This window comes from Hyphomicrobium sp. (assembly GCF_035548195.1).
Lineage (GTDB): Bacteria > Pseudomonadota > Alphaproteobacteria > Rhizobiales > Hyphomicrobiaceae > Hyphomicrobium_B.
Window position 1 is genome coordinate 19,488 of record NZ_DASZTY010000037.1, and the last position, 21,053, is coordinate 40,540.

At 58.7% G+C, this 21,053-nt stretch carries 19 protein-coding genes; 12 read left to right on the top strand and 7 right to left on the bottom strand.

What is annotated here, in order from left to right; all coding sequences use genetic code 11:
• Positions 1-4: 4 nt before the first annotated feature.
• Both VHB22_RS15180 and VHB22_RS15185 read right to left on the bottom strand, forming a co-directional pair.
• Entirely contained in the window at positions 5-907 is a 903-nt protein-coding gene (locus VHB22_RS15180; RefSeq protein WP_325457826.1) for a prephenate dehydratase, read from the bottom strand.
• A gap of 51 nt (positions 908-958) precedes the next feature.
• Positions 959-1,708, bottom strand: coding sequence for a 3-deoxy-manno-octulosonate cytidylyltransferase (locus VHB22_RS15185; protein ID WP_325458002.1), 750 nt, complete (start codon positions 1,706-1,708; stop codon positions 959-961).
• Positions 1,709-1,876: 168 nt separating this feature from the next.
• Between VHB22_RS15185 and VHB22_RS15190 the strand changes: the two genes are divergently transcribed.
• The 10 genes from VHB22_RS15190 to VHB22_RS15235 all read left to right on the top strand — a co-directional run bounded on the left by VHB22_RS15190 (position 1,877) and on the right by VHB22_RS15235 (position 13,647).
• Positions 1,877-2,452 (top strand): cytochrome c family protein, encoded by a 576-nt coding sequence (locus VHB22_RS15190; protein ID WP_325457827.1) that lies wholly within the window; start codon positions 1,877-1,879, stop codon positions 2,450-2,452.
• A gap of 140 nt (positions 2,453-2,592) precedes the next feature.
• On the top strand, positions 2,593-4,527 hold the full coding sequence (locus VHB22_RS15195; RefSeq protein WP_414652749.1) for an extracellular solute-binding protein: 1,935 nt from the start codon (positions 2,593-2,595) through the stop codon (positions 4,525-4,527).
• A 34-nt stretch (positions 4,528-4,561) separates the two neighbouring features.
• Positions 4,562-6,421, top strand: a complete 1,860-nt coding sequence (locus VHB22_RS15200; protein ID WP_414652752.1) for an extracellular solute-binding protein — start codon at positions 4,562-4,564, stop codon at positions 6,419-6,421.
• Positions 6,421-7,542, top strand: coding sequence for a microcin C ABC transporter permease YejB (locus VHB22_RS15205; RefSeq protein WP_325457830.1), 1,122 nt, complete (start codon positions 6,421-6,423; stop codon positions 7,540-7,542). The genes VHB22_RS15200 and VHB22_RS15205 overlap by 1 nt, the downstream gene beginning before the upstream one ends.
• A gap of 2 nt (positions 7,543-7,544) precedes the next feature.
• Entirely contained in the window at positions 7,545-8,747 is a 1,203-nt protein-coding gene (locus VHB22_RS15210) for an ABC transporter permease (RefSeq protein WP_325457831.1), read from the top strand.
• 5 nt (positions 8,748-8,752) lie between these two features.
• Entirely contained in the window at positions 8,753-10,381 is a 1,629-nt protein-coding gene (locus VHB22_RS15215) for an ABC transporter ATP-binding protein (protein ID WP_325457832.1), read from the top strand.
• Positions 10,382-10,407: 26 nt separating this feature from the next.
• Complete coding sequence (locus tag VHB22_RS15220) at positions 10,408-10,761, top strand: glutathione S-transferase N-terminal domain-containing protein (RefSeq protein ID WP_325457833.1); 354 nt, start codon at positions 10,408-10,410, stop codon at positions 10,759-10,761.
• Positions 10,762-10,784: 23 nt separating this feature from the next.
• A complete protein-coding gene (locus VHB22_RS15225; RefSeq protein ID WP_325457834.1) occupies positions 10,785-11,039 on the top strand; it encodes a glutathione binding-like protein in 255 nt (84 codons plus the stop codon).
• Positions 11,040-11,251: 212 nt separating this feature from the next.
• Positions 11,252-11,626: a hypothetical protein gene (locus VHB22_RS15230; RefSeq protein ID WP_325457835.1), complete on the top strand. Its 375-nt coding sequence runs from the start codon at positions 11,252-11,254 to the stop codon at positions 11,624-11,626.
• Between the two features lie 239 nt (positions 11,627-11,865).
• Complete coding sequence (locus tag VHB22_RS15235; RefSeq protein ID WP_325457836.1) at positions 11,866-13,647, top strand: OmpA family protein; 1,782 nt, start codon at positions 11,866-11,868, stop codon at positions 13,645-13,647.
• A gap of 81 nt (positions 13,648-13,728) precedes the next feature.
• On the opposite strand, the gene VHB22_RS15240 is transcribed toward VHB22_RS15235, so the two are convergent.
• Together VHB22_RS15240 and VHB22_RS15245 are read right to left on the bottom strand one after the other, a co-directional pair.
• Positions 13,729-14,469 (bottom strand): thermonuclease family protein, encoded by a 741-nt coding sequence (locus VHB22_RS15240; RefSeq protein ID WP_325457837.1) that lies wholly within the window; start codon positions 14,467-14,469, stop codon positions 13,729-13,731.
• A gap of 122 nt (positions 14,470-14,591) precedes the next feature.
• Complete coding sequence (locus VHB22_RS15245) at positions 14,592-15,395, bottom strand: pentapeptide repeat-containing protein (RefSeq protein ID WP_325457838.1); 804 nt, start codon at positions 15,393-15,395, stop codon at positions 14,592-14,594.
• Between the two features lie 78 nt (positions 15,396-15,473).
• On the opposite strand from VHB22_RS15245, the gene VHB22_RS15250 reads away from it, so the two are divergent.
• Together VHB22_RS15250 and VHB22_RS15255 are read left to right on the top strand one after the other, a co-directional pair.
• On the top strand, positions 15,474-17,780 hold the full coding sequence (locus VHB22_RS15250) for an AsmA family protein (RefSeq protein WP_325457839.1): 2,307 nt from the start codon (positions 15,474-15,476) through the stop codon (positions 17,778-17,780).
• Between the two features lie 271 nt (positions 17,781-18,051).
• Entirely contained in the window at positions 18,052-18,606 is a 555-nt protein-coding gene (locus VHB22_RS15255) for an S-adenosylmethionine decarboxylase family protein (RefSeq protein WP_325457840.1), read from the top strand.
• A 151-nt stretch (positions 18,607-18,757) separates the two neighbouring features.
• On the opposite strand, the gene VHB22_RS15260 is transcribed toward VHB22_RS15255, so the two are convergent.
• From VHB22_RS15260 to VHB22_RS15270, 3 genes are all read right to left on the bottom strand, one after another.
• Positions 18,758-19,168, bottom strand: coding sequence for an SRPBCC domain-containing protein (locus VHB22_RS15260; protein ID WP_325457841.1), 411 nt, complete (start codon positions 19,166-19,168; stop codon positions 18,758-18,760).
• Positions 19,165-19,488: a metalloregulator ArsR/SmtB family transcription factor gene (locus tag VHB22_RS15265; RefSeq protein ID WP_325457842.1), complete on the bottom strand. Its 324-nt coding sequence runs from the start codon at positions 19,486-19,488 to the stop codon at positions 19,165-19,167. The genes VHB22_RS15260 and VHB22_RS15265 overlap by 4 nt, the downstream gene beginning before the upstream one ends.
• 76 nt (positions 19,489-19,564) lie before the next feature.
• Positions 19,565-21,013: a DHA2 family efflux MFS transporter permease subunit gene (locus tag VHB22_RS15270; protein ID WP_325457843.1), complete on the bottom strand. Its 1,449-nt coding sequence runs from the start codon at positions 21,011-21,013 to the stop codon at positions 19,565-19,567.
• Between the last annotated feature and the right edge of the window lie 40 nt (positions 21,014-21,053).

Genomic DNA, 21,053 nt, shown 5'->3' on the forward strand with positions numbered 1-21,053 from the left:
GCGGTCAGCTCGACCGGCTCAAAGGCACTTGGCCGTTGGCCGCCAGTTCCGCAGCTTCCTTTCGGTACGGGCTTGCGGGGTAGGTTCCGAGAATCGTGATCTGTGTCGAGAAAAATGACAGTTCTTCGAGCGCAAGTTGCACGGGCCGATCGACAGGATGCCCCTCAATGTCGGCGAAGAACATCGTGGCGTTAAAAGTGCCCTCTTCCTGATAGCTTTCGAGCTTCGTCATGTTGACGCCGTTGGTCGCGAATCCGCCGAGCGCCTTATAGAGCGCGGCGGGCACGTTGCGAACGCGAAAGACGAAGGTGGTCATCACCGGGCCGTTGCCAGGCTCTGCATCGTCTGGATCTTTCGCGAGCACCACAAACCGGGTGGTGTTGTGCGTCTGGTCCTCGACATCGCTTTGCAAGATTTTGAGACCGTAGATTTCGGCCGCAAGGCGCGAGGCAATCGCGGCGGTGGCCAAGTCGTTGCCTTCGGCGACTAGGCGTGCAGACCCTGCCGTGTCGGCTTCCGGAACCGGCTTCAATCCAAGCCGGCGAAGCGTCGAGCGGCATTGCCCGAGCGCCTGGGTGTGGCTCATCACGCGCTTTATGGTGTCGATGGTCGCGCCCTCTTTAGCCATCAACTGATGGCGCACGCGCAGGAAGTATTCGCCAACGATGTAAAGCCCGGCATTCGGCAGCAGGTGATGGATATCCGCGACGCGGCCGGCGACCGAGTTTTCAATCGGGATCATCGCGTACCGCGTCTCGCCGGATTTAACAGCCGCGATTGCATCCTCGAACGTCGGGTACGCGACCGCTTCGAGGTCGGGATAGACTTCGCGCGCAGCGAGGTGCGAATTGGCGCCGGGTTCGCCCTGGTAGGAAATGCGCGGAGGGGTGCTGTCAGAATGCGGCATGACTTCGGGCGCCTGAACTCTCAGATTTGTGTGGATGGCGACATAGCCGTGTCATGGCGCGAGAAGGCGACGGGCGCGCTCAAGATCGGCCGGAGTATCGACACCGAGAGGAACAGTGTCAACGACGGTCACGTCAATACGCATTCCGGCTTCGAGTGCCCGCAACTGTTCGAGTTTTTCGCGCTTTTCGAGCGGAGACTGAGGCAACGCAACGAACCGTTCGAGGCTCGGCCGGCGGTAAGCGTAAATGCCGATGTGATGATAGAGCGGCCCCTCGCCCGAGGGTGCTGTGGCGCGCGTGAAGTAAAGCGCCCGAAGGTGGTCTTCGGCGAGCGGCGTGCCGACGACTTTGACGACGTTGGGATTGGTTCGCTCTTCGTCGTTCCCGATCACGGCTGCAAGAGTTGCGATATCAACATCGGACGTTTCGAGCGGTGCAATGCAACGCGTCACCAGAGTGGGATCGAGGGTCGGGAGATCGCCTTGCAAGTTGACGATGGTACTCGCCTTCCGGGCAGGATCGGATTTCGTGACGGCTTCAAACACCCGATCGGAACCCGACTCATGATCGGCTCGCGTCAGGACAGCGCTGCCGCCTGCACTCTCGACGGCGGATGCAATTTCCTGGCTATCGGTTGCGACGATAACCTGTCCGAGCTCGGCTGCCATTGCGCGGCGCCAGACGTGGACGATCATAGGCACTCCGCCTATGTCAGCGAGTGGCTTGCCGGGCAAGCGGGTCGCCTGCATACGGGCAGGTATGACGATCAAGATATTCTGGGGCACGTCGGTCGGAATCATCGTTCGTGACAAACTGTCTCGCTTTCCTGGCGTGGCGAAACCGTTTGTGCGCTTGCATGGGAAAGGCGAGCTTATATACCTGACTTAAGTCTTGATACAGTTGAATTGAACGGTCTCATTACACTAGGTTGCGCGTCACCGTCTGGCCGATACCCGGGGGACACCAGAATGAGAATTGACGAATTCGAGTTCACCAAGATCGCTGGCGCCGTCCTCTCGGCGCTCCTATTGATCTTCGGGACGAGAACAATCATCGACATGAACGTCGGACACGCGCCGGAAAAGCCTGGCTACACGTTACCGGCACCAACAGCGACCAGTGGCAAGGGCAGTGGAGCGTCAGCAGAGGCTGCCCCGGCGGCGGCCGAGACGCCCGATGAAGCGGCGAAGAAGGTTATGGCCTTGCTTCCCAAAGCCAACGCGGAAAACGGCAAGACGATTTTCAACAAGTGCCACGCCTGCCATGTCGCGGAAAAAGGCAAGAAGCCAACCGTCGGTCCGAACCTCTGGGACGTCGTCAACCGCAAGCGGGCATCCTATCCGGGATTTGCTTATTCCGACGCGATGAAGGCCAAGGGCGGCGACTGGTCTTTCGAGGAACTCGCGAAATTCATCCACAATCCCAAGGCCTATATTCCCGGCACAAAAATGATGTTTGCCGGGTTGCCGACTGCCAACGACGAGGCCGACGTCATCGCCTATCTGGCGACACTTGCCGATACGCCCGTACCCTTGCCAAAATGAAGGCAAGTTAACTCGCTATGCTGCATAAAGTTTGCGACCCTGCCGAGCCGTTGGCGGGGTCGCTTCATATCCAGGCGCGGCGTTATCCCCGCCTCGCCCGGCCGTGTTAAACTTGGGGCAGAGAAAGGACGATATCGAATATGCGGATGCGCCTGACGTTAACCCTTGCCGCCCTGGCGCTCATCAGTCTTTTGCCGGCTTCGCAGGCAGCACGGGCCGACGAATCGCAGTGCCGGCCGTCTCTCTCCCTTGTCGGCAAAGCGAAATACGGCCCCGATTTCAAGAATTTCGACTGGGTCAATCCGGATGCACCGAAGGGCGGCACACTTCGTCAGTGGGCGGACGGCACCTTCGATACGTTAAACCCTTTTTCCGATAAAGGCGTTAAGGCGGCGGGGCTCGGGCTGTTGTTCGATAGCCTGTTCGCGAGCAGTCCTGACGAGCCGGAAACGCAGTACGGCCTAATTGCAGAATGTGCATCCTATCCGGACGATTTTTCGTCGGTGACGTTCAAGCTGCGCCCGGAAGCGCGGTTCAACGACGGAACGCCGATAACGCCCGACGACGTCGTTTTCTCGTTCGACGAATTCAAAAAGGTCAATCCGTTCTACGCGTTCTATTACAAGAATGTCGTGAAGGCCGAAAAGACCGGCGATCACGAAGTGAAGTTCACATTCGATGTCAAAGGCAACAGAGAGTTGCCGATGATCATGAGCCAGCTCAACATCGTTTCGAAAGCTTATTGGGAAGGCAAGGACGCTAACGGCAAACAACGCAATCTCGGCGAAACGACCGTAGAGCCACCGCTCGGTAACGGCGTCTACAAGATCAAGTCTGTGGATACCGGCCGCAGCATCGTCTTCGAACGCGTCAAGGACTATTGGGCGAAAGATCTGCCCGTGATGCGCGGGCAATACAATTTCGACACCGTCGAAATCACGTATTATCGCGACCGTGCTCCGGCGTTTGAGGATTTCAAAACCGGAAAGATCGATTTCTGGCTTGAAAACCGCGCGTCGGCGTGGGCTTCGCAATATAATTTCGATGCGCTGAAGAAGGGCCTAGTCAAGAAGGAGGCAATTCCGACCAAGCGCGTCGCGGCCATGCAAGCATTTGCGTTCAATATCCGGCGGCCGCAATTCGCCGATCCGCGGGTACGGCACGCATTCAACCTGTTGTTCAATTTCGAAGAGACGAACAAGAAGCTGTTCTATGGCTCTTACGTGCGTCTCGACAGCTTTTTCGCGAACTCCGACTTGCAGTCGAAGGGACTGCCGAAGGGTCGCGAGCTTGAAATCCTGAACGAGGTGAAATCGGAGGTGCCTCCGGAAATCTTCACGACGGAGTGGAAAAACCCGGTTAACTCCAAGGAAGGCGATTATCGCAAGCATCAGCAGGAAGCGTTGAAACTATTCGAAGCGGCCGGCTGGAAAATTTCGAGCGAGCCGGTGAACGACGGTTCGTGCGGCTACTTCTGCAAATTCATGCGTGCGGTCGGGTTATCGTCGGGAAGTAGTGCGCGCGTATTGCGCAACGCCAAGGGCGAACAAATGACCGCCGAGTTCCTCATCAACGGCGATACATTCCAGAGCATCATTCTGCCTTACGTGCAAAATCTGCAGGCACTCGGCATCAATGCATCCGTCCGGGTCGTCGACGATGCGCAGTACAAGCAGCGCGAAGACAGCCGCGACTTCGACATCATCGTGGATAATTTCGCGCAATCGAATTCGCCCGGAAACGAGCAGCGCGACTTCTGGGGTTCGGCGGCGGCGGACAAGCCCGGCAGCCGCAACACGATCGGCATCAAAAATCCGGCTATCGATAAGCTGATCGATAAGGTCGTATTCGCGAAAGATCGAGATGATCTCGTTGCGGCGGTTCACGCGCTCGACCGCGTTCTGCTATGGAACTTCTATGTCGTGCCGCAATGGTACTATCCGTATGAGCGGATTGCTTACTGGGATATTTTCGGCCGTCCGAAGACGTTGCCGTCGCAGACCGCCGCGATGATGCAGACGTGGTGGATCGATCCGGAGAAACAGAAGGCTGTTGAAGCTGCAAGGGCGAAATAATTCCGTGGCGGTTTTTCTTCAAAAGCGAACGGAAATGGTCGTGAAGCTCGCGGCACTGGCTCTGGCGGCCGCGAGTCTCGGCGCAACGGATGCGCTTGCTGAGCCGCGGCACGGGCTTTCCGTCTTCGGCGAATTGAAATACCCGGCCGACTTCCAGCACTTCGACTATGTCAATCCGGATGCGCCGAAGGGCGGCCGCATGGTCACCCTCGGAACAGGCGGCGCAAACACGTTCGACAATCTCAATCCGTACATTTTGAAGGGTGACGCCGCCCAGGGACTCGACTTCCTCTTCGATAGCCTGATGGTGCGCGCCCAGGACGAGCCCGACGCCGTTTATGGGCTCGTCGCGAAGTCCGCGGATGTCGCCGCCGATGGCATGTCGGTGACGTTCAAGCTGCGGCCCGAAGCGAAGTTTTCCGACGGTACGCCGATCACGGCCGACGACGTTGTTTTTTCGTTCGATACGATCAAAGCAAAGGGCCATCCGGCGCTCGCGCAGCCGCTGCACGATGTCGTGTCGGCGGAAGCTTTGGATCCCGAAACCGTGCGCTACACGTTCAAAGGCACGCTAACGCGCGACCTGCCGATTACGGTTGCGCAGTTGCCGGTCCTGTCGAAGGCTTACTACTCAAAGCAGCCATTCGAAGAAACGACCTTGAAGCCGCCGCTCGGTTCGGGGCCGTACCGGATCAAGGAATTCAATCCGGGAACGTACATCACCTATGAGCGGCGAAAAGACTATTGGGCCAAGGATCTGCCGGTCAATCGCGGCCGCTTCAACCTCGACGAAATCCGCTACGATTATTTCCGCGACCGCAACATCGAACTCGAAGCGCTGAAATCGGGGCAACTCGATTTTCGCGAGGAGTTCTCAAGCGTCGCATGGGCCACGGGCTACAATATACCTGCTGTGCATGACGGCCGTCTGATCAAGACTTCGCTACCGGACAACAGGCCATCCGGGGCGCAGGGATATTTTATCAATACGCGCCGCGACAAATTCAAAGATCCGAGCGTGAGGCTTGCGCTCGATCTCGTCTTCGACTTCGAATGGTCGAACAAGAAGCTGTTCTACGGACTCTATAAGCGCACGACGAGCTACTTCGAAAATTCCGACATGAAGGCCACGGGGTTGCCTGGTCCGGAGGAGCTGGCGCTGCTCAACCCCTATAAGGACAAGCTTCCAGCCGAAGTTTTCGGCGAGCCCTATATTCCGCCTGTGACGGACGGCAGCGGCAACAACCGCGCCAATCTCAAGAAGGCGCATGATCTTTTGCTTGCGGCCGGCTGGAAGCCCGGCCCAGACCACATGCTGCACAATGCCAAGGGCGAACGGCTGACGATCGAATTCCTCGACTTCGAAGCCGCCTTCGAGCGCATCACCGTGCCTTATACGGAGAATCTCAAGAGTATCGGCATCGATGCGTCCTGGCGTCTCGTCGATCCAAGCCAGTTCGAGCGGCGCGTCAAATCCTTCGATTTTGACGTGACCACGCAACGCTATGCCCTGCGTCTTACGCCTGGCATCGAGATGCGCAGCTATTGGGGATCGCAGGCAGCAAAGATGGATGGGTCATTCAATCTTGCTGGCATCGCTGATCCCGTCGTCGATGCGCTGATCGACAAGGTAACAGCGGCAAAATCGAGAAAAGAACTTGTCACCGCCACGCACGCTATCGACCGCGTGCTGCGCGCCGGGCATTATTGGGTGCCGCACTGGTATAAAGCGTCATATGGCATAGCCTATTGGAATAAATACTCGCGCCCTGCCGTGCAGCCCAAGTACGATGAGGGCGTGCTCGATACGTGGTGGTTCGATCCGAAGAAGGCCGAAGCGCTCGCTTCCGGCAAACCGCAACCGCAGTCCCACGAACAACAGGCGAAGCCCTGATGGCCTTTTATCTTCTCAAACGGGTGCTGCTCGTCATTCCGACGTTGTTCGGCATCATGCTGTTTTCTTTCATCATCATTCAGTTCGCGCCGGGCGGTCCGGTGGAACAAATGATTGCCCAGCTAACAGGCAATACTTCATCCATCGTCAGCCGCATGGGCGGCGGAGGGGGAGATGCGCTCGGCGGAGGTAATTCCGCTACGGCGCAGCTTGGCCAAGGCGGCGACGCCATAACGTCGAAATATCGCGGCGCGCAAGGACTGGACCCAGCCTTCATCAAAAGTCTCGAAAAGCAGTTCGGCTTCGACAAGCCGGCGCCCGAGCGCTTCTACCTGATGATGAAGAACTTTCTCACGTTCAATTTCGGCAAGAGCTATTTCCGCGATGTCTCCGTCCTCGAACTGATCAAGGAAAAGTTGCCGGTATCGATCTCCCTCGGCGTGTGGATGACACTGCTGACATATCTGGTCTCGATTCCACTCGGCATCAGGAAAGCCGTCAGGGACGGCTCGCCATTCGATACGTGGACGAGCGCCGTGCTGGTTCTCGGATACGCTATTCCCGGATTTCTGTTTGCGGTTCTGCTGCTGATCCTGTTTGCGGGATCTTCATTCTTCCAGTGGTTCCCGTCGCGCGGATTGTTCTCCGACAATTGGGATCAGCTTTCGTTGTTCGGAAAAATTACTGACTATCTCTGGCATCTCGTGTTGCCGATGATCGCGATGGCGGTCGGATCGTTTACGGCGATGACGTTCCTGACGAAGAACTCTTTCCTCGACGAAATCCGCAAGCAGTATGTCGTCGCGGCGCGCGCGAAGGGCCTGACCGAGCATCAGGTGCTTTACGGGCACGTGTTCCGTAACGCGATGCTACTGATCATTTCCGGCTTTCCATCTGCGTTCATCAGCGCCTTCTTCTCCGGTGCGCTACTAATTGAGACGATCTTCTCGCTTGACGGTCTGGGGCTGTTGTCGTTCGAAAGCATCGAGAAGCGCGACTATCCCGTCGTCTTCGCGTCGCTTTATATTTTCTCTCTTGTCGGTTTGTTCGTCGGTATCATTTCGGATTTCGTCTACACGATCGTCGATCCGCGTATCGACTTCGAGACGCGCGAGGTCTGACGATGGATCAGAAAACGATCGATGCGAGCGCGACGGCGCCCACCAAGACATTGTCGCGATTTCAGCTATTTAAACGACGCTTCCATCTGTCGCCGGTCAACCGGCGGCGGCTCGAACGATTCAAATCGCACAAGCTCGGCTATCGTTCGTTCGTAATCTTTTCGACGTTATTTCTCGTTTCGCTGTTTGCCGAGTTCATCGCCAACGACCGGCCGTTGATTGTCAGCTACAAGGGCGAAATTCTATTTCCCGTGCTCGTTGATTATCCGGAAGACAAATTCGGCGGCTTTCTTGCCATAACAGATTATCGGACGCCGGAGATCGCCAACGAGATCAAGGCCCATGGCTGGATGATCTGGCCGCCGATCCGGTATTCGTACGACACAATCAACAAGGACTATCCCGGACGCATCGGCGATAATGGTATCTGCCTCGGCTATCCGGCACCGCCGCCCTGGGCTTCGTCGCTCAAGCTTTGTGACGCGCCCGCGGATCAATTGGCCCGCTATAACAAATGGGGAAATACCAACTGGCTCGGGCTCGACAGCCAGGGGCGCGATGTCGTGGCGCGTGTCATTTACGGTTTCCGTATTTCTGTGCTGTTCGGCTTGCTGCTGACGATCGTGTCGTCGGCGCTCGGAATTATTGCCGGTGCCGTGCAAGGATACTTCGGCGGCAAGGTCGACCTGATCTTTCAACGCCTGCTGGAGATTTGGAACTCGATCCCCGAGTTGTTCGTGCTGCTGATCCTGTCATCTCTGTTCGTGCCCGGCTTCTGGACGCTCCTCGGCATCCTGATGATTTTCAGCTGGACATCTCTTGTCGGGCTCGTTCGCGCCGAGTTCTTGCGCGGGCGCAATCTTGAATACGTCCGCGCCGCGCGTGCGCTCGGCCTTTCCGACTGGCAGATCATTTTCAAGCACCTGTTACCGAATGCGACTGTCGCGACGCTGACGTTCCTACCGTTCAAGCTTTCCGGCGCTATCGCGGCATTAACGGCGCTCGACTTCCTTGGTCTCGGCATGCCGCCAGGATCGCCGTCGCTCGGTGAGCTTCTGCTCGAAGGCAAAAAGCATCTCGAAGCACCGTGGCTCGGCATCTCGGGCTTCATTTCAGTATCGATCATCCTGTCGCTCGCGATCTTCATGGGTGAAGCGGTGCGCGATGCGCTGGACCCGCGCAAGACATTCAGAACGCAAGGGTAGCACCGATGACAGGCAACACGCTCGTTGACGTTCGCGATCTCTCCGTTGCTTTCGGCGAGGGAAAAGACGTGAGCCGTGTCGTAAAGAACGTTTCGTTCGATATCGGCAAGGGCGAGATCGTTGCACTCGTTGGAGAGTCGGGCTCGGGAAAAACCGTCTCGGCGATGTCGATCCTGCGGCTTCTGCCAAATTCGGCTTCGTATCCGTCGGGCGAAATCCTGTTCGAAGGCAAAGACATTCTGAAGCTCAAGGAATCGCAACTGCGCGATATTCGCGGGCGCCGGATTTCCATCATTTTTCAGGAGCCGATGACAACGCTCAATCCGCTGCACACGATCGAAGTGCAGGTGGGTGAAATCATCAAGCTGCATCAGAAGCTATCGACAAGCGAGACGCGCGCCCGCGTCATTGAGCTTTTGAATAAGGTCGGCATTCGCGATCCTGAAAAGCGACTATCGGCCTACCCGCATCAGCTTTCGGGCGGTCAGCGGCAACGCGTGATGATCGCCATCGCGCTCGCCAACCAGCCCGATCTCCTTATCGCCGATGAGCCGACGACGGCACTCGACGTGACCATTCAGGCGCAGATTCTGGAATTGCTGAAAGCCCTGCAGAAAGAAATGGGCATGGCGATGCTGCTCATCACCCACGATCTCGGCATCGTCCGGCGCATGGCGGAGCGGGTCTACGTTATGCGTCACGGTGAAATCGTTGAGACCGGGGATACCGAAGATGTATTCACCGCACCGAAGCATTCCTATACGCGACATCTGATTGAGGCCGAGCCTAAGGGTGAGCCGCCGCCTGTCGATACCTCCCGCCCGGTCGTTGTCGAGACTGACGATCTCAAGGTCTGGTTCCCGATCAAGCGCGGCTGGCTGCAACGGACTGTTGATTACGTGAAGGCGGTCGACGGGCTTTCGATGAAGGTGCGGGCGGGAGAAACGCTCGGTGTTGTCGGCGAGTCGGGATCGGGAAAAACGACGCTCGGACTTGCGATTTTGCGGCTTCTCTCGTCTGAAGGCCCGATAGCTTACGTCGGCAAGCGGATCGACGGCCTCAATAACAAGCAGATGCGGCCGCTGCGCAAGGAAATGCAGATCGTTTTCCAAGACCCCTACGGTTCGCTCTCGCCGCGCCTGACGGTCGAGCAAATCATCGAAGAAGGTCTGCTTATTCAGAATCCGGAACTCGACGAAGACAGCCGCCACGAGCGTGTGACGGTGGCGTTAAAGGAAGTCGGGCTCGATCCAGCGACGCGTGACCGCTATCCGCACGAATTTTCCGGCGGACAACGCCAGCGTATTTCCATCGCGCGGGCAATGGTGCTGAAACCGAAATTCGTCATGCTCGATGAGCCGACGAGCGCGCTCGATATGAGCGTACAGGCGCAGATCGTCGATCTGTTGCGCGACCTGCAAAATAAGCACGATCTCGCGTATCTGTTTATCAGTCACGACCTGAAAGTCGTTCGCGCGCTGTGCAACTACGTCATTGTGATGAAAAACGGCAAGGTCGTCGAAGAAGGTCCGGCGCGTGAGATCTTCGATCACCCGAGGGACGACTATACGAAGGCCCTGCTGGCGGCTGCCTTCGATATCAAGGTGACGCACCGCGCGGCGCTGACGACTTAACGGAAGCAATCAAAGAAAACGTTCTAATGAGCGCATCGCAGCTTGTGCATTATCACGCGCCGAACTCGCGCTCCGCGACGATCCGCTGGCTGTTCGAGGAGCTTGGCTCACCCCCGCATGAGCAAAAAATTCTCAATCTCAAGAAGGGCGAGCACAAATCGCCCGAATTTCTGGCCGTCAACCCGATGGGCAAGGTTCCGACAATCGTCCATGGCAAGACGCCGGTGACGGAAGTCGGTGCGATCGCGATCTATCTGGCCGATCTCTTTCCCGAAGCCGGGCTTGCGCCCGCGATCGGCGATCCCGCGCGAGGCACATACCTGCGCTGGATCGTGTTCAATCATGGGCTGTCGAGCCCGCCATCTGCGATTTCGCGCTAAAGCGCGAGCCGGGGCTGCCTTCGATGATGCCTTACGGCACCTATGACGAGACGATGGAGGCTCTTGCAGGGGCGGTCTCCAAAGGCTCGTATATTCTCGGCGATCGGTTTTCTGCCGCCGATGTCGTGGTCGGATCCGGCATCCGCTGGATGCTCATGTTCAAGCTTATTCCAGAGCGAGAAGAATTCACCAGCTATGCACAGCGCTTGATGAGCCGCCCCGCCTTTATCCGCGCTGCCGAAAAGGACGCCCAGCTAGCAAAGGCGATGGAGGCTTAAGTAGTGAACGTTATTGGCGAGCCATGCCGTAGCGTCATCTAAGTATTCGGTGCCGCGGTGCAGACATGCGTTCAACGCGGCGGCGCCCTTTGCTCGTTTTCAATGACCACCAAAAAAAATTGGCGCCGTTGCCGATAGCGGGTCAACTCGGAGGAACCTCTGTTTCTGGGCTGAGTTTGCACTGAGCAGGCACAAACCCACGAGGTTCAGACATGTGCGATTACTCACTTGAAATGTATCGCAGCAGGCCGGCGCAAGAAGGCGAAGAATACATCAGCAACAAGTTCCCGACCGGGAGCGTCGGTTTCGTGGCGCCGGGTGATCAGTCCGTCGCCATTTGCATGGACTGCGATACCGAATTAAAGCTTGCTAACATTCCGGCGCATCTGCGGGAGCAGGCCGGGCTTGGCGAAACCGAATTCGCAACGTTCACCCAAATGGACGGGCCTTATCACCGCGATTCCATTCGGTTCCGGAATGGCAAGGTTCTAACCTTGCAGCAGCTTGGCCCGGGCGTGACTGCGTCCTTGGTCGAGACCGTAAAGCCTGTTCCTTTCAAACCTGTCGATGTACGTGAGTTCGTCTAAACGCTCTTTACCGATTATCCTGGCGCGGTCTTATTCGCCCGCGCCAGTCAAAGTTCCTTATAGCCAAAATAGGGGAAATTTCGCGAAACAACGCGCCGTATTCTTACTTTTATTGATCTGCTTTCCCGATGTGCGCCGTAGAAATGCCGCATCGGCCCTCTTTTGCTAGCCTCAGTAATGCGCCGCGGGTTCGATTCGTGGCGGCACATGCGTGGGCGTCAGCATTCGAGAGGAATTCGATGAATTTATCCCGACGGGCCGTTTTTGCAGCGGCTTCGCTTCTATCGGCCATCGTCGCGATGCCGCCGACCGTATTTGCCGACGATAAGCCGCCTCCTTCGAAAGACGCGGCGGGCAAGAAAAATAAGCACAAGAACGAGCATCCGAAGGCGACTGGCGAGAAAAAGGCTCCGCCACACGGACAGCCACATGCTGGCGGCAAACCGAGCACGGCGAAACCGCAAGGCGCGAAACCATCTGTCCCTCAACGCCCCTCATCGTCGTTCGGCAAACAGGGCCCGCCGCCGAAGAGCGGCTTTCATAATCTTCCGCCCCCCAACAAACGCGCCGCAACACCGAGCAACAACAAGCCGGCAGCGGCGGCGCAACCTCACAAACCTCCGGCCTCAAAGCCGGCCGTCATCAACGCCGCGCCGAACAAGCCTGCGCCGCAACACCCTGTTACCGAGAAGGCCGCTCCGAAGGCGCCCGCCGCCGGTGCGAAGGATCACGGCCGCGCCGAGCACAAGGCCGGCGATCGCGGCAAGCCGGAGCAACGACACTTCGGCGAAAAGGGACGGGCTCCGACGCCTGGCGCCAAGCCGCCGGTCGTCAATCCTACCAACAATCCTGCTGTAAGGAATCGACCTGTCTCACCGACGATCGGGGCAAAAGCCCCCATCGGGAAAACGGCGCTCCCGAAACCTCTGCCACCCGCCCAAGCACGCCAGCGCTTTGAAAACCTTCGTAAAGCTCGAACGCAAAAGGTCGAGGGCAATAAAACCTTCATCAAGGAAGGCGACCGTACGATCATCAAACAGAATAACCGCATTGTTATTCAGCATGACGAAAGGGAGCGGCTACGACGTGTCGATCCGCATGCGCGGTTCGAACGGGGCCGGAACGGCACGAACATCGCTGTGATCGATCGCCCGGGCGGCGTCCGGATTTATTCTGAAACGGACTCGAGCGGGCACTTGCTCCGGCGCTACCGGCGCGGGCCGGACGGACGCGACGTGATCATCATCGACAATCGCCGCAGGCATCATGGCGGGGTCGGTCGCGACATCGCCGCCGGCGTCGGGATCGGCATCGGCGTTGTAGCCGGTGCCGCGATCCTGAACTCGGTGCTCGACGTGCCACCGCCGCGCGTTCGAATTCCGCGCAACGAGTATATCGTCGATTACGATGGCGCGAGCGAGGAATCCGTCTACGACGCACTTAGCGCGCCGCCCGTCGAGGATTTCAGGGACCGGTATACGCTGGATGAAATCCGCGCGACGGCGGCGCTTCGCGATCGCATGCGGCGCGTGGATCTCGACGATATCAATTTCGAGTTCGGCTCGTGGGAGGTGGATCCAAGCGAGTACGGCAAACTCGATCGCGTGGCGCGCGCCATGAAGCGCGTTATTCGTCATAATCCGAATGAGGTCTTCATGATCGAAGGCTATACGGATGCGGTCGGCTCGCCGGAAGATAACCTGTCGCTTTCGGACCGGCGTGCGGAATCGGTAGCCGAGGTGCTGTCGGAAGAGTTCCAAGTGCCGTTCGAGAACCTGGTGACGCAAGGATATGGCGAAGATTATCTCAAGGTTCCGACCAACGGTCCGGAACGGCTCAATCGCCGCGTCGCCGTTCGCCGGATTACACCGCTGCTGGCGCGCGGAGATTCACCGCCACCACCGCCGCCGCCGCGTGCGAACGACCGGCCGCCGCCGCCCGATGATCGCTACGCACCACCGGATAATGGTCCGCCTGAAGAACATTACGAACAGGTTCCGGGTGGAAACGATCCCGACTGAGTAGAAAGAAAGGCGCATCTTACCGATGCGCCTTTCTTGCGTGGCGCTAAGCGCGATGACTGAGGCCGCGCCCAGTTCGTCTTAATTCGCAGCTGCCGGTCGCCACCCGGCTGCGAGGGCATCGGCTTCCGAGCAAAACCAGCGTTCGCCGCGCGCTTCGTCGATCTTCACGCGGTCATACCAGGGACTCCACGGCATGTGGTAGATGTGACCGTGCGAGGAAATATTGCCTTTGATCACGCAGCCTGGCGTCGCTGTCGTGCGGGCAAGCTGCCATTTGTTATGCCGGAAATCCCAAGGCGCTTCTGCCGGCCCTTGCCAGACGCCGACCTTTCGGGCGCGCGCGTCGGCTTCCACCGTCACGTATTCGCGCGAATATCTCACGAACGCCCATGCCATACCTGCACGCACCATCGCTTCGTTGACGCTGGTGCCATCCTCGAAGCAGTTGGCGAGAACGCGGCGGTATCTGTCGGTTCCGGTACGGTCGCAGGCGATATCCCGCTGCTGCACCAGGCTTCTGAGGAATGCCGCCGATACCTTGCCGCATGCCCACGTTTTGCCTGTGGCCGTCTCGCAGGTTTGCGCCATCTCCGGCGCGTCGATGCCTTCCAGCCGAATTCGAGTTGCTCCAACATCGAGCGTATCGCCATCTACGACCCGGCCAGACCCTTCGATGATTGCGGGTTGGTCTCTTTCCGGCCCGGTCACAGCGAAGGCGATGGCGGGCAGTTGCGAGAATATGGCCAAGGCAAAAAACGCACCGGCCTTGCGGCCGATGCGGCTGAGTTTGGCGGACAGGACGAACGCCACAGGTTTCATGAGTCACGACGCTCGGTGACTCGTGTGTCACAACCTGGGCAGAGTCGTGGTCTTGTCGTGCAACTTATTATTGCGACTGCAACCGCCAATTATCCGTCAATCGTGCGGAACGCCCCAAGCGATCACGGCGTCGTCGAGAGACCGATCGCCGAGTCCAAATCGCGTGCCGTTTGCAGATTGGCGCTCGAAAGCGCCGCACCTGTCATATCCACGCCGTCGAGAATCGCACCCGAGAAATTTGCGCCTCCAAGCCGGGCTCCGCGCAAATTGGCATGAGTCAGATCGGCGTCGGTAAAGTTGGCGTTCTCCAAACTGTTGCGGCTGAGGTTTGCGCCGACGAGCTTAGCCCCGCCGAAATTCGCGGCGGCGAGGCTCATCATCGGCGTGATGAGCACCTCCTCGCGCGGGTCGCGCGGACCGAAGACGGCCGACGAAAGATCAGCGCGACTGAAGTTCACGCCGTCGAACCTGCCGTTCAAATTGGCTCCGACCAGCCGGGCTCCGGCGAACGAAAGGCCAGAACGCGTGGTCGGCTTCATATCCTCGAAGACATTCGGCCGGAGCAAGCTCGCGCCCGAGAGATCGGCTCCCGACAAATTCGTTCCAATTAACGTCGCCCGATCGAGCCGCGCTGCTTTCAGGCTCGCGCCGGAAAGATTTGCACCCGTCAAGTCGGTGCCATAGAAATTCACCCCGTTGAGTTTGGCCTTTTTGAAGTCCAGCCCGCTGAGATCGAGGCCCGACAGGTCTTTGTTCGAGAGGTTGGGCGTGCTACCTGCGGGAGATGTGAAAAGCAATCGAGTCACCTGACGGGCGGTCATATCCGCCGCGTGCGCCTGCGAGAGCGTCGCCGTCCCACAGCCGACCATGACCAAAAGTGCCGTTTTCCACATGCCCGATACCCGTTTTCCGCGGCGACAAAGCATCGCTGACCTCGCCGATGGATCATATAATGGCCTGATGTTCGACATACCAGCGAGCGATCACGCCTTCTGAGGAATTGGATGGGACCTCAAAACCCTGCGCCACCGCCGCCCTTCCCGACACCTCGGGCAAACTACGTGCGCGCTCCGCTGGGGTCGGGGCCGCGCCGGAAACCGCCGCCTCCACCGCGGCGCAATGCTCTGCTGCTCGCCGTCGTCTATTTTTTTCTTGGCGTGCTGCTGCTCGGCGGAGCTGCCGCCGGATATCTCATCGTCAATCCGCCAAGCGATTTTATACGGCAGAAGCTTGCCGATGAAGTCCGCGCCAAGACCGGTCGCGAGCTTCTCATGGCCGGGCCTGCATCCTTCACGTTCTATCCCGAGATCGGCGTTTCGTTGCACGACGTTTCGCTCTCGGGACCACCCGGCATGGACGGAAAGCTCGTCCAGATGCAGGCGTTGGATGTCAGCATAAAGCCGTCCAGTCTTTGGTCCCGGCGCGTTCAGATACATTCGCTGATTCTCCGGAACCCGACGTTCGACTTTCGCATCGACAAGGCGGGCCGCAACAACTGGCAATTTGCGTCTCGCACGGCTCCGCTCCGTTATGCCGAATTGCAAACGCCCGGGATACGCAGCGACGCCATCGAAGTCGCGGCGGCGGAAGCAGCGCCTTCCGCGTCCAAGGTTCGTTCGATCGGTGACATCAAGTTTGATGACGTGAGGCTCGAGAACGGAACTTTCCGCTTCATGGACGAGCGCACGGGCAAGGGCCAGGAAATAAAAAACGTCAATGCCAAGCTTGGCCTCTCATCGCTCGATGACCCCCTCGTTGCGACCGGAAATTTCGCGTGGCACGGCAAACGCGTCGATTTCGACGGCCATGTCACCGACGTTGCCAACATCAACGCACGAAGGCCGATGCGCCTTGCGTTCAATGCGAAGTCCGATGTTCTCGCTGCATCCTACGATGGCGGCTTGATGATTGACGACGGCGTCTATCTAGCGGGCAAGGTTTCGGCACGATCGGCTTCGACACGAGCGTTGGCCGAATGGTTCGGGACCCACCTTCCCCCGGTTTCGGGATTTGGACCCCTGACGATACGGGGCACGCTTAAGACAGCTGACAACGTTACGGACTTCGACAACGCCGAGTTCGGCCTCGACGGGGCTACCGCGAAAGGGACGATCAAGGTCACGACGGGAGGCGTTCGCCCCTTCGTCGAGGCCAATCTCGCGATCTCCGAACTCGATCTCAACAAGTACCTGACAAGTGCGGTCACGGGCGTGATCGCGACCGAGGGTGGCGCGCAGGCCCAGCCGACACAGCAAGCGCCGATTGGCGGGGACGCCAAACCATCATCCCAACCGGACGAGATTCAAAAGCTGCTCAACGGGCCGAAGACGAAGGTCTACGGTATTGAGCAGCGCGCCGGCTGGTCGAGCGAGAAATTGAATCTAACGCTGCTTGGCATCGCTGACGGCAACGCGACCATCGACGTCGGCAAGATCCATTTCAAGACGATTACAATTGGGCACTCGACCGTTACCGTCGCGGTCAAAAATCACGTCATGCAAGCGAACTTCAATGATGTTGCGCTTTATGATGGACGCGGCAAGGGCGTCGTCACCGTCGATGGTTCTTCCGGCACGGCGAATATCGGCGCGAACATCGGGCTTCAAAACGTCTCCGCGCTGCCGTTCCTAAAAGACGCGGCGAATTTCTCATGGGTTTCGGGCAAGGCGAACGTCACCTTGCAACTGACGGCCAACGGGCAAAGCCAGCTTCAACTTGTCGAGGCGCTGAACGGCAAGGCGAACTTCTTCTTTGCAGACGGTGCGGTCGTCGGCTTCAATCTGCCAGGCGCTATCCGCGGGCTCTCCCGGGGAGATTTGTCGGGTCTTAGAACGTCGCCTACGGAGAAAACGGATTTCAGCGCGCTCGGCGCGACGTTTACGGTGACAAACGGTGTCGCGGAGAACCAGGATTTGCAGCTCGTCAGTCCGATGCTGCGCGTGACCGGCGCGGGCACGATCCACATGCCCGAGCGGACGGTCGACTATACGGTGAAGCCCAAACTTGTCGCTTCTCTGCAAGGCCAGCAAGGCGCAGCCAGCGCTTCGGGAATAGAGGTGCCGGTGCGAATCACGGGCAGCTGGGACCGTCCAAGCTATCATCCCGACCTCAAGGGCGTGCTTTCCGATCCTGGAAAAACTGTCGAAGCGATCAAGGAGATCGGGAAGAAGTTTAAAGGCAAGAACGGCGACGAAATCGTCGATAAGATTTTCGGCGGCAAGGACGACGGGGATGCTTCGGACTCGACGGCCCGCACCAAGCGCAAAGCGAAGGCGCTCCTGAACAAATTCTTCGGCAAGGACGACAACTGAGGCACGCGGTGCGACAGACTTGCGGTCACGCTGCGCTGGACGGCGCGCCGATGCGCGTGGATGACGCGCGAAAAACACTTCCGTTAAGCCAACGTGAAACCGCCGCCAAAAAAAATTCCGCGAGGGGCAAAAAAAATCTTGCGTAGGGGGGGCATAGGCCTCATATGCACCCTCTCTCGTCTGTCCACCTGCCAACATGGTCGAGGTATTCCAGAACCAATGAGGTAAGGAGCGGGCGAGTCAAACCTATCTGCTGGTTGGGGAGGGTCACATGGCCTTTAATGACACCCTCTTCCAATTGGGGATGGACTTGACTCGTTCAAGCACCGCCCAAGAGGAAGATCACTCGCGCGCTGCGTTCAATACGGAAGTCAAGGACTCGCGGACGAGTCCGAATTCTGAACCTAGCGTACCTAGTGCAGGGACTACGATCTTTATCGATCTTCACGGCGCCAAGCGCCTCGACGACGTCAAGTCGGCCGAGCACGCGACAAAGCGCGCCGTCGAGAGCCTGGGCCTTAAGCTCAAGAGCCTCCATCTCGACCGCGTCGCCGGCGGCGGCGTGTCGGGTGTCGCGCTCTTGAACTCCGGGCACTTATCCTTGCAGGCATGCTCGCGGACCGGGTTCGCCGCCGTCGACGCGCGCGGATGCGCCGGTGTGAAGCCTGAACTGGCTTTGCTCGCTCTCGCCGATGCCTTTGGGGCACGCGAAGCGGTCATCCGCCGCCGCAGGCCGATCTCGGACGTCGTGGTGCCGGCATTGCGCGTGATCGCGAAAGCGCCACGCAAGGCCCAGCGCCAGCGAGCCCAGGCGAAGGCGGCTTAAGAAGAGAGTCTTAATCTTTTGTATCGGGCGACTTCCCTTTGGGGAAGCGGCGCCCGATGCGCCGATCTTTTCTTCCAGCAATAGGTTGCCGCGATCGGGATACCGGTCGCGGCTTTTGGGCTGGTCGGACGCCTAGCGCGGGCAGCCGATGTCAGGTTTCACGCGACAGAACCTGCTCGAGATTGCCGAAGAACTTCTGCCACCCGAACTTGGCGCCCTGGTAAGCCTGCTGCTGATCGGGCCGGAAGCCGATCTGCTCCATCCGCAGACGTGTGCCTTCGCTTGTCGGCGTGAGGCTCCAGGTCACGACGCTTTCGAGGCCCATCGCTGCCCATGTGTAGGACAGCGTTTTGTTCGGCTCGACAGCCACGACCTGACAATCGACGGCGCCCCAATCGCCGCGAAAATTGAAACGGTGGTCCACGGTCGGCTTGAAGTCGTTTTTCATCAGCCATTCTTCGATCAGATGCGGATGGGTGAGCGCACGCCAGACCTTTTCGGGCGGATACGCGAGGTCGCGCTCGACGACGACGGAAAGCGTTTCATTTGCAGGCGTGCTCATTGATCCATCCTTTTCAGCAGGTCTTCAAGTTGATCGAACCGGCTTTCCCAGAATCGGGTCATCTGGTTGGTCCAGTCGATGAGCGGAGAAAGGGCGCCGATGTGCACCGCGTAGTGCGTCTGGCGGCCTTCATGACGATCGCGCACCAGACCGGCCTCTCTCAAAATTCCGAGATGTTTGGAGACGGCCGGCTGAGAGATTTTCGCGCGCGCGGTCAGCGCACCGACGGTCTGCTCCCCTTCGCGGCAAAGCCGCTCGAAAAGCGCGCGTCTCGTCGGATCGGAAAGCGCTTTGAACAGAATATCGTTTGTGCTCGGCATCTTGATTTATAACTCTCTGGTTATGGATTAAAGCAATAACCAAATAGTTATGCATTAGTCAACCCGAGATCCGAGATTAAAGTGGTTCCTCGCTCAGCCGCGCAGCGTCCTTGGCAGGCTCGGCCGCCTTCATGGCGTCGGTCGGCAGAAGCGACGCTCCGGCCGAACTAGAAAGTTGCATAAACCAGAGCATGGACGACGCAGAGATCACCGCAATCAGAATAAACACAGGCGGAAAGTGCCCGGCATCGATGGCGTTGCCGCCCCAAGCTTTCTGCACGAGTTCGAGTCCGATGGCGGCGACGGTCACTCCGACCGACCCCGAAAGGTTCTGGCAGACGGCGGCGAAGCTCGTCGCGCGGCTCAAAAGCTCGGGCGGCACATCAGCATAGGCGAGCGTGTTGAGGCTCGTGAACTGCAGCGAACGCGACAGACCTCCGGCAAGGAACAGCAAGATGATGAGAAGTGCCGGCGTGTCGATCGTGAAGACGGCGGGCAACAGAGCAAACAAGCTCGATACAATGGCGTTCGCGAGCAGAACACGCCGGAACCCGTAACGGCGCAGGATTGTTGCGACCTGCGTTTTCATCACCATGGCGCCGATGCCCGTGGCGAATGTCAGCATTCCCGATTGAAACGCCGTCATGCCAAAGCCCGCCTGAAACAGCAGCGGCAGCAGGAAAGGTCCGGCGCCGAGGCCGATGCGGAACAGAAAGCCGCCGAGCACGCCGACGCGGTAGGTCTGGATCGAGAGCAGCTTCAGATCGATGAGCGGTTCGGGAACGCGCATCGCGTGCCAAATGTAGGCGACCAGCAGCACGGCTCCGATCAACGTGACAATCGCAACTGTCTCGGGAGTCGCAAGCCCTATTCCCATTAGGGTCACGCCGGTGAGGAACAGCGACAGTCCCGGTCCGATCAAAAGGAAGCCGCGAAGGTCGAAACCCGCGGGCGTTTCTTCGCGCACATCCGGGATAAAGCGGGTAATCAGCGCAAGGCCGAGCAGCGCGACGGGAATATTAATCCAGAAGATCCAGCGCCACGTGAAGTATGTCGTGATGAAGCCGCCAAGCGGAGGTCCGACGACGGGGCCGACGAGCGCGGGAATGGACAGCCAGGCAATCGCGCCGATGATCTCAGCTCTCGGTACGGTGCGAAGCACAATCAGGCGGCCAACGGGCGTCATCATCGCGCCGCCCATGCCTTGAAGCACGCGCGCCGCCACAAGGGTTACCAGGCTTGTCGAGAGGGCGCAGGCAATCGAGCCTGCAGCAAACACAACCATCGCCGCGCGGAAAACGTTCTTGGCGCCAAACCGGTCCGCCATCCAGCCGGACGCCGGAATGAAAACCGCAAGCGCGAGCAAATACGTCGTGAGCGCCAGCTTGAGGTTAATGGGATTGACGTGGAGGTCGCGCGCAATCGCAGGCAACGACGTTGCGAGCACCGTCGCGTCCATATTTTCCATGAACAGCGCCGTGGCGACGATGAGCGGGATCAGGTTGCGGCGCAGCAGTTCGGTCATCGGCGGCTGTCTATCATGGGTTGAGAACGCGCCCCGACCG

Bases quoted from the DNA above. Each gene is read 5' to 3' on its own strand.
- VHB22_RS15230 (WP_325457835.1), top strand. From the start codon at position 11,252: ATGTGCGATTACTCACTTGAAATGTATCGCAGCAGGCCGGCGCAAGAA.
- VHB22_RS15235 (WP_325457836.1), top strand. From the start codon at position 11,866: ATGAATTTATCCCGACGGGCCGTTTTTGCAGCGGCTTCGCTTCTATCG.
- VHB22_RS15255 (WP_325457840.1), top strand. From the start codon at position 18,052: ATGGCCTTTAATGACACCCTCTTCCAATTGGGGATGGACTTGACTCGT.
- VHB22_RS15260 (WP_325457841.1), bottom strand. From the start codon at position 19,168: ATGAGCACGCCTGCAAATGAAACGCTTTCCGTCGTCGTCGAGCGCGAC.
- VHB22_RS15195 (WP_414652749.1), top strand. From the start codon at position 2,593: ATGCGGATGCGCCTGACGTTAACCCTTGCCGCCCTGGCGCTCATCAGT.
- VHB22_RS15250 (WP_325457839.1), top strand. From the start codon at position 15,474: ATGGGACCTCAAAACCCTGCGCCACCGCCGCCCTTCCCGACACCTCGG.
- VHB22_RS15180 (WP_325457826.1), bottom strand. From the start codon at position 907: ATGCCGCATTCTGACAGCACCCCTCCGCGCATTTCCTACCAGGGCGAA.
- VHB22_RS15215 (WP_325457832.1), top strand. From the start codon at position 8,753: ATGACAGGCAACACGCTCGTTGACGTTCGCGATCTCTCCGTTGCTTTC.
- VHB22_RS15200 (WP_414652752.1), top strand. From the start codon at position 4,562: ATGGTCGTGAAGCTCGCGGCACTGGCTCTGGCGGCCGCGAGTCTCGGC.
- VHB22_RS15190 (WP_325457827.1), top strand. From the start codon at position 1,877: ATGAGAATTGACGAATTCGAGTTCACCAAGATCGCTGGCGCCGTCCTC.
- VHB22_RS15240 (WP_325457837.1), bottom strand. From the start codon at position 14,469: ATGAAACCTGTGGCGTTCGTCCTGTCCGCCAAACTCAGCCGCATCGGC.
- VHB22_RS15225 (WP_325457834.1), top strand. From the start codon at position 10,785: ATGATGCCTTACGGCACCTATGACGAGACGATGGAGGCTCTTGCAGGG.
- VHB22_RS15265 (WP_325457842.1), bottom strand. From the start codon at position 19,488: ATGCCGAGCACAAACGATATTCTGTTCAAAGCGCTTTCCGATCCGACG.
- VHB22_RS15220 (WP_325457833.1), top strand. From the start codon at position 10,408: ATGAGCGCATCGCAGCTTGTGCATTATCACGCGCCGAACTCGCGCTCC.
- VHB22_RS15210 (WP_325457831.1), top strand. From the start codon at position 7,545: ATGGATCAGAAAACGATCGATGCGAGCGCGACGGCGCCCACCAAGACA.
- VHB22_RS15185 (WP_325458002.1), bottom strand. From the start codon at position 1,708: ATGATTCCGACCGACGTGCCCCAGAATATCTTGATCGTCATACCTGCC.
- VHB22_RS15270 (WP_325457843.1), bottom strand. From the start codon at position 21,013: ATGACCGAACTGCTGCGCCGCAACCTGATCCCGCTCATCGTCGCCACG.
- VHB22_RS15245 (WP_325457838.1), bottom strand. From the start codon at position 15,395: ATGCTTTGTCGCCGCGGAAAACGGGTATCGGGCATGTGGAAAACGGCA.
- VHB22_RS15205 (WP_325457830.1), top strand. From the start codon at position 6,421: ATGGCCTTTTATCTTCTCAAACGGGTGCTGCTCGTCATTCCGACGTTG.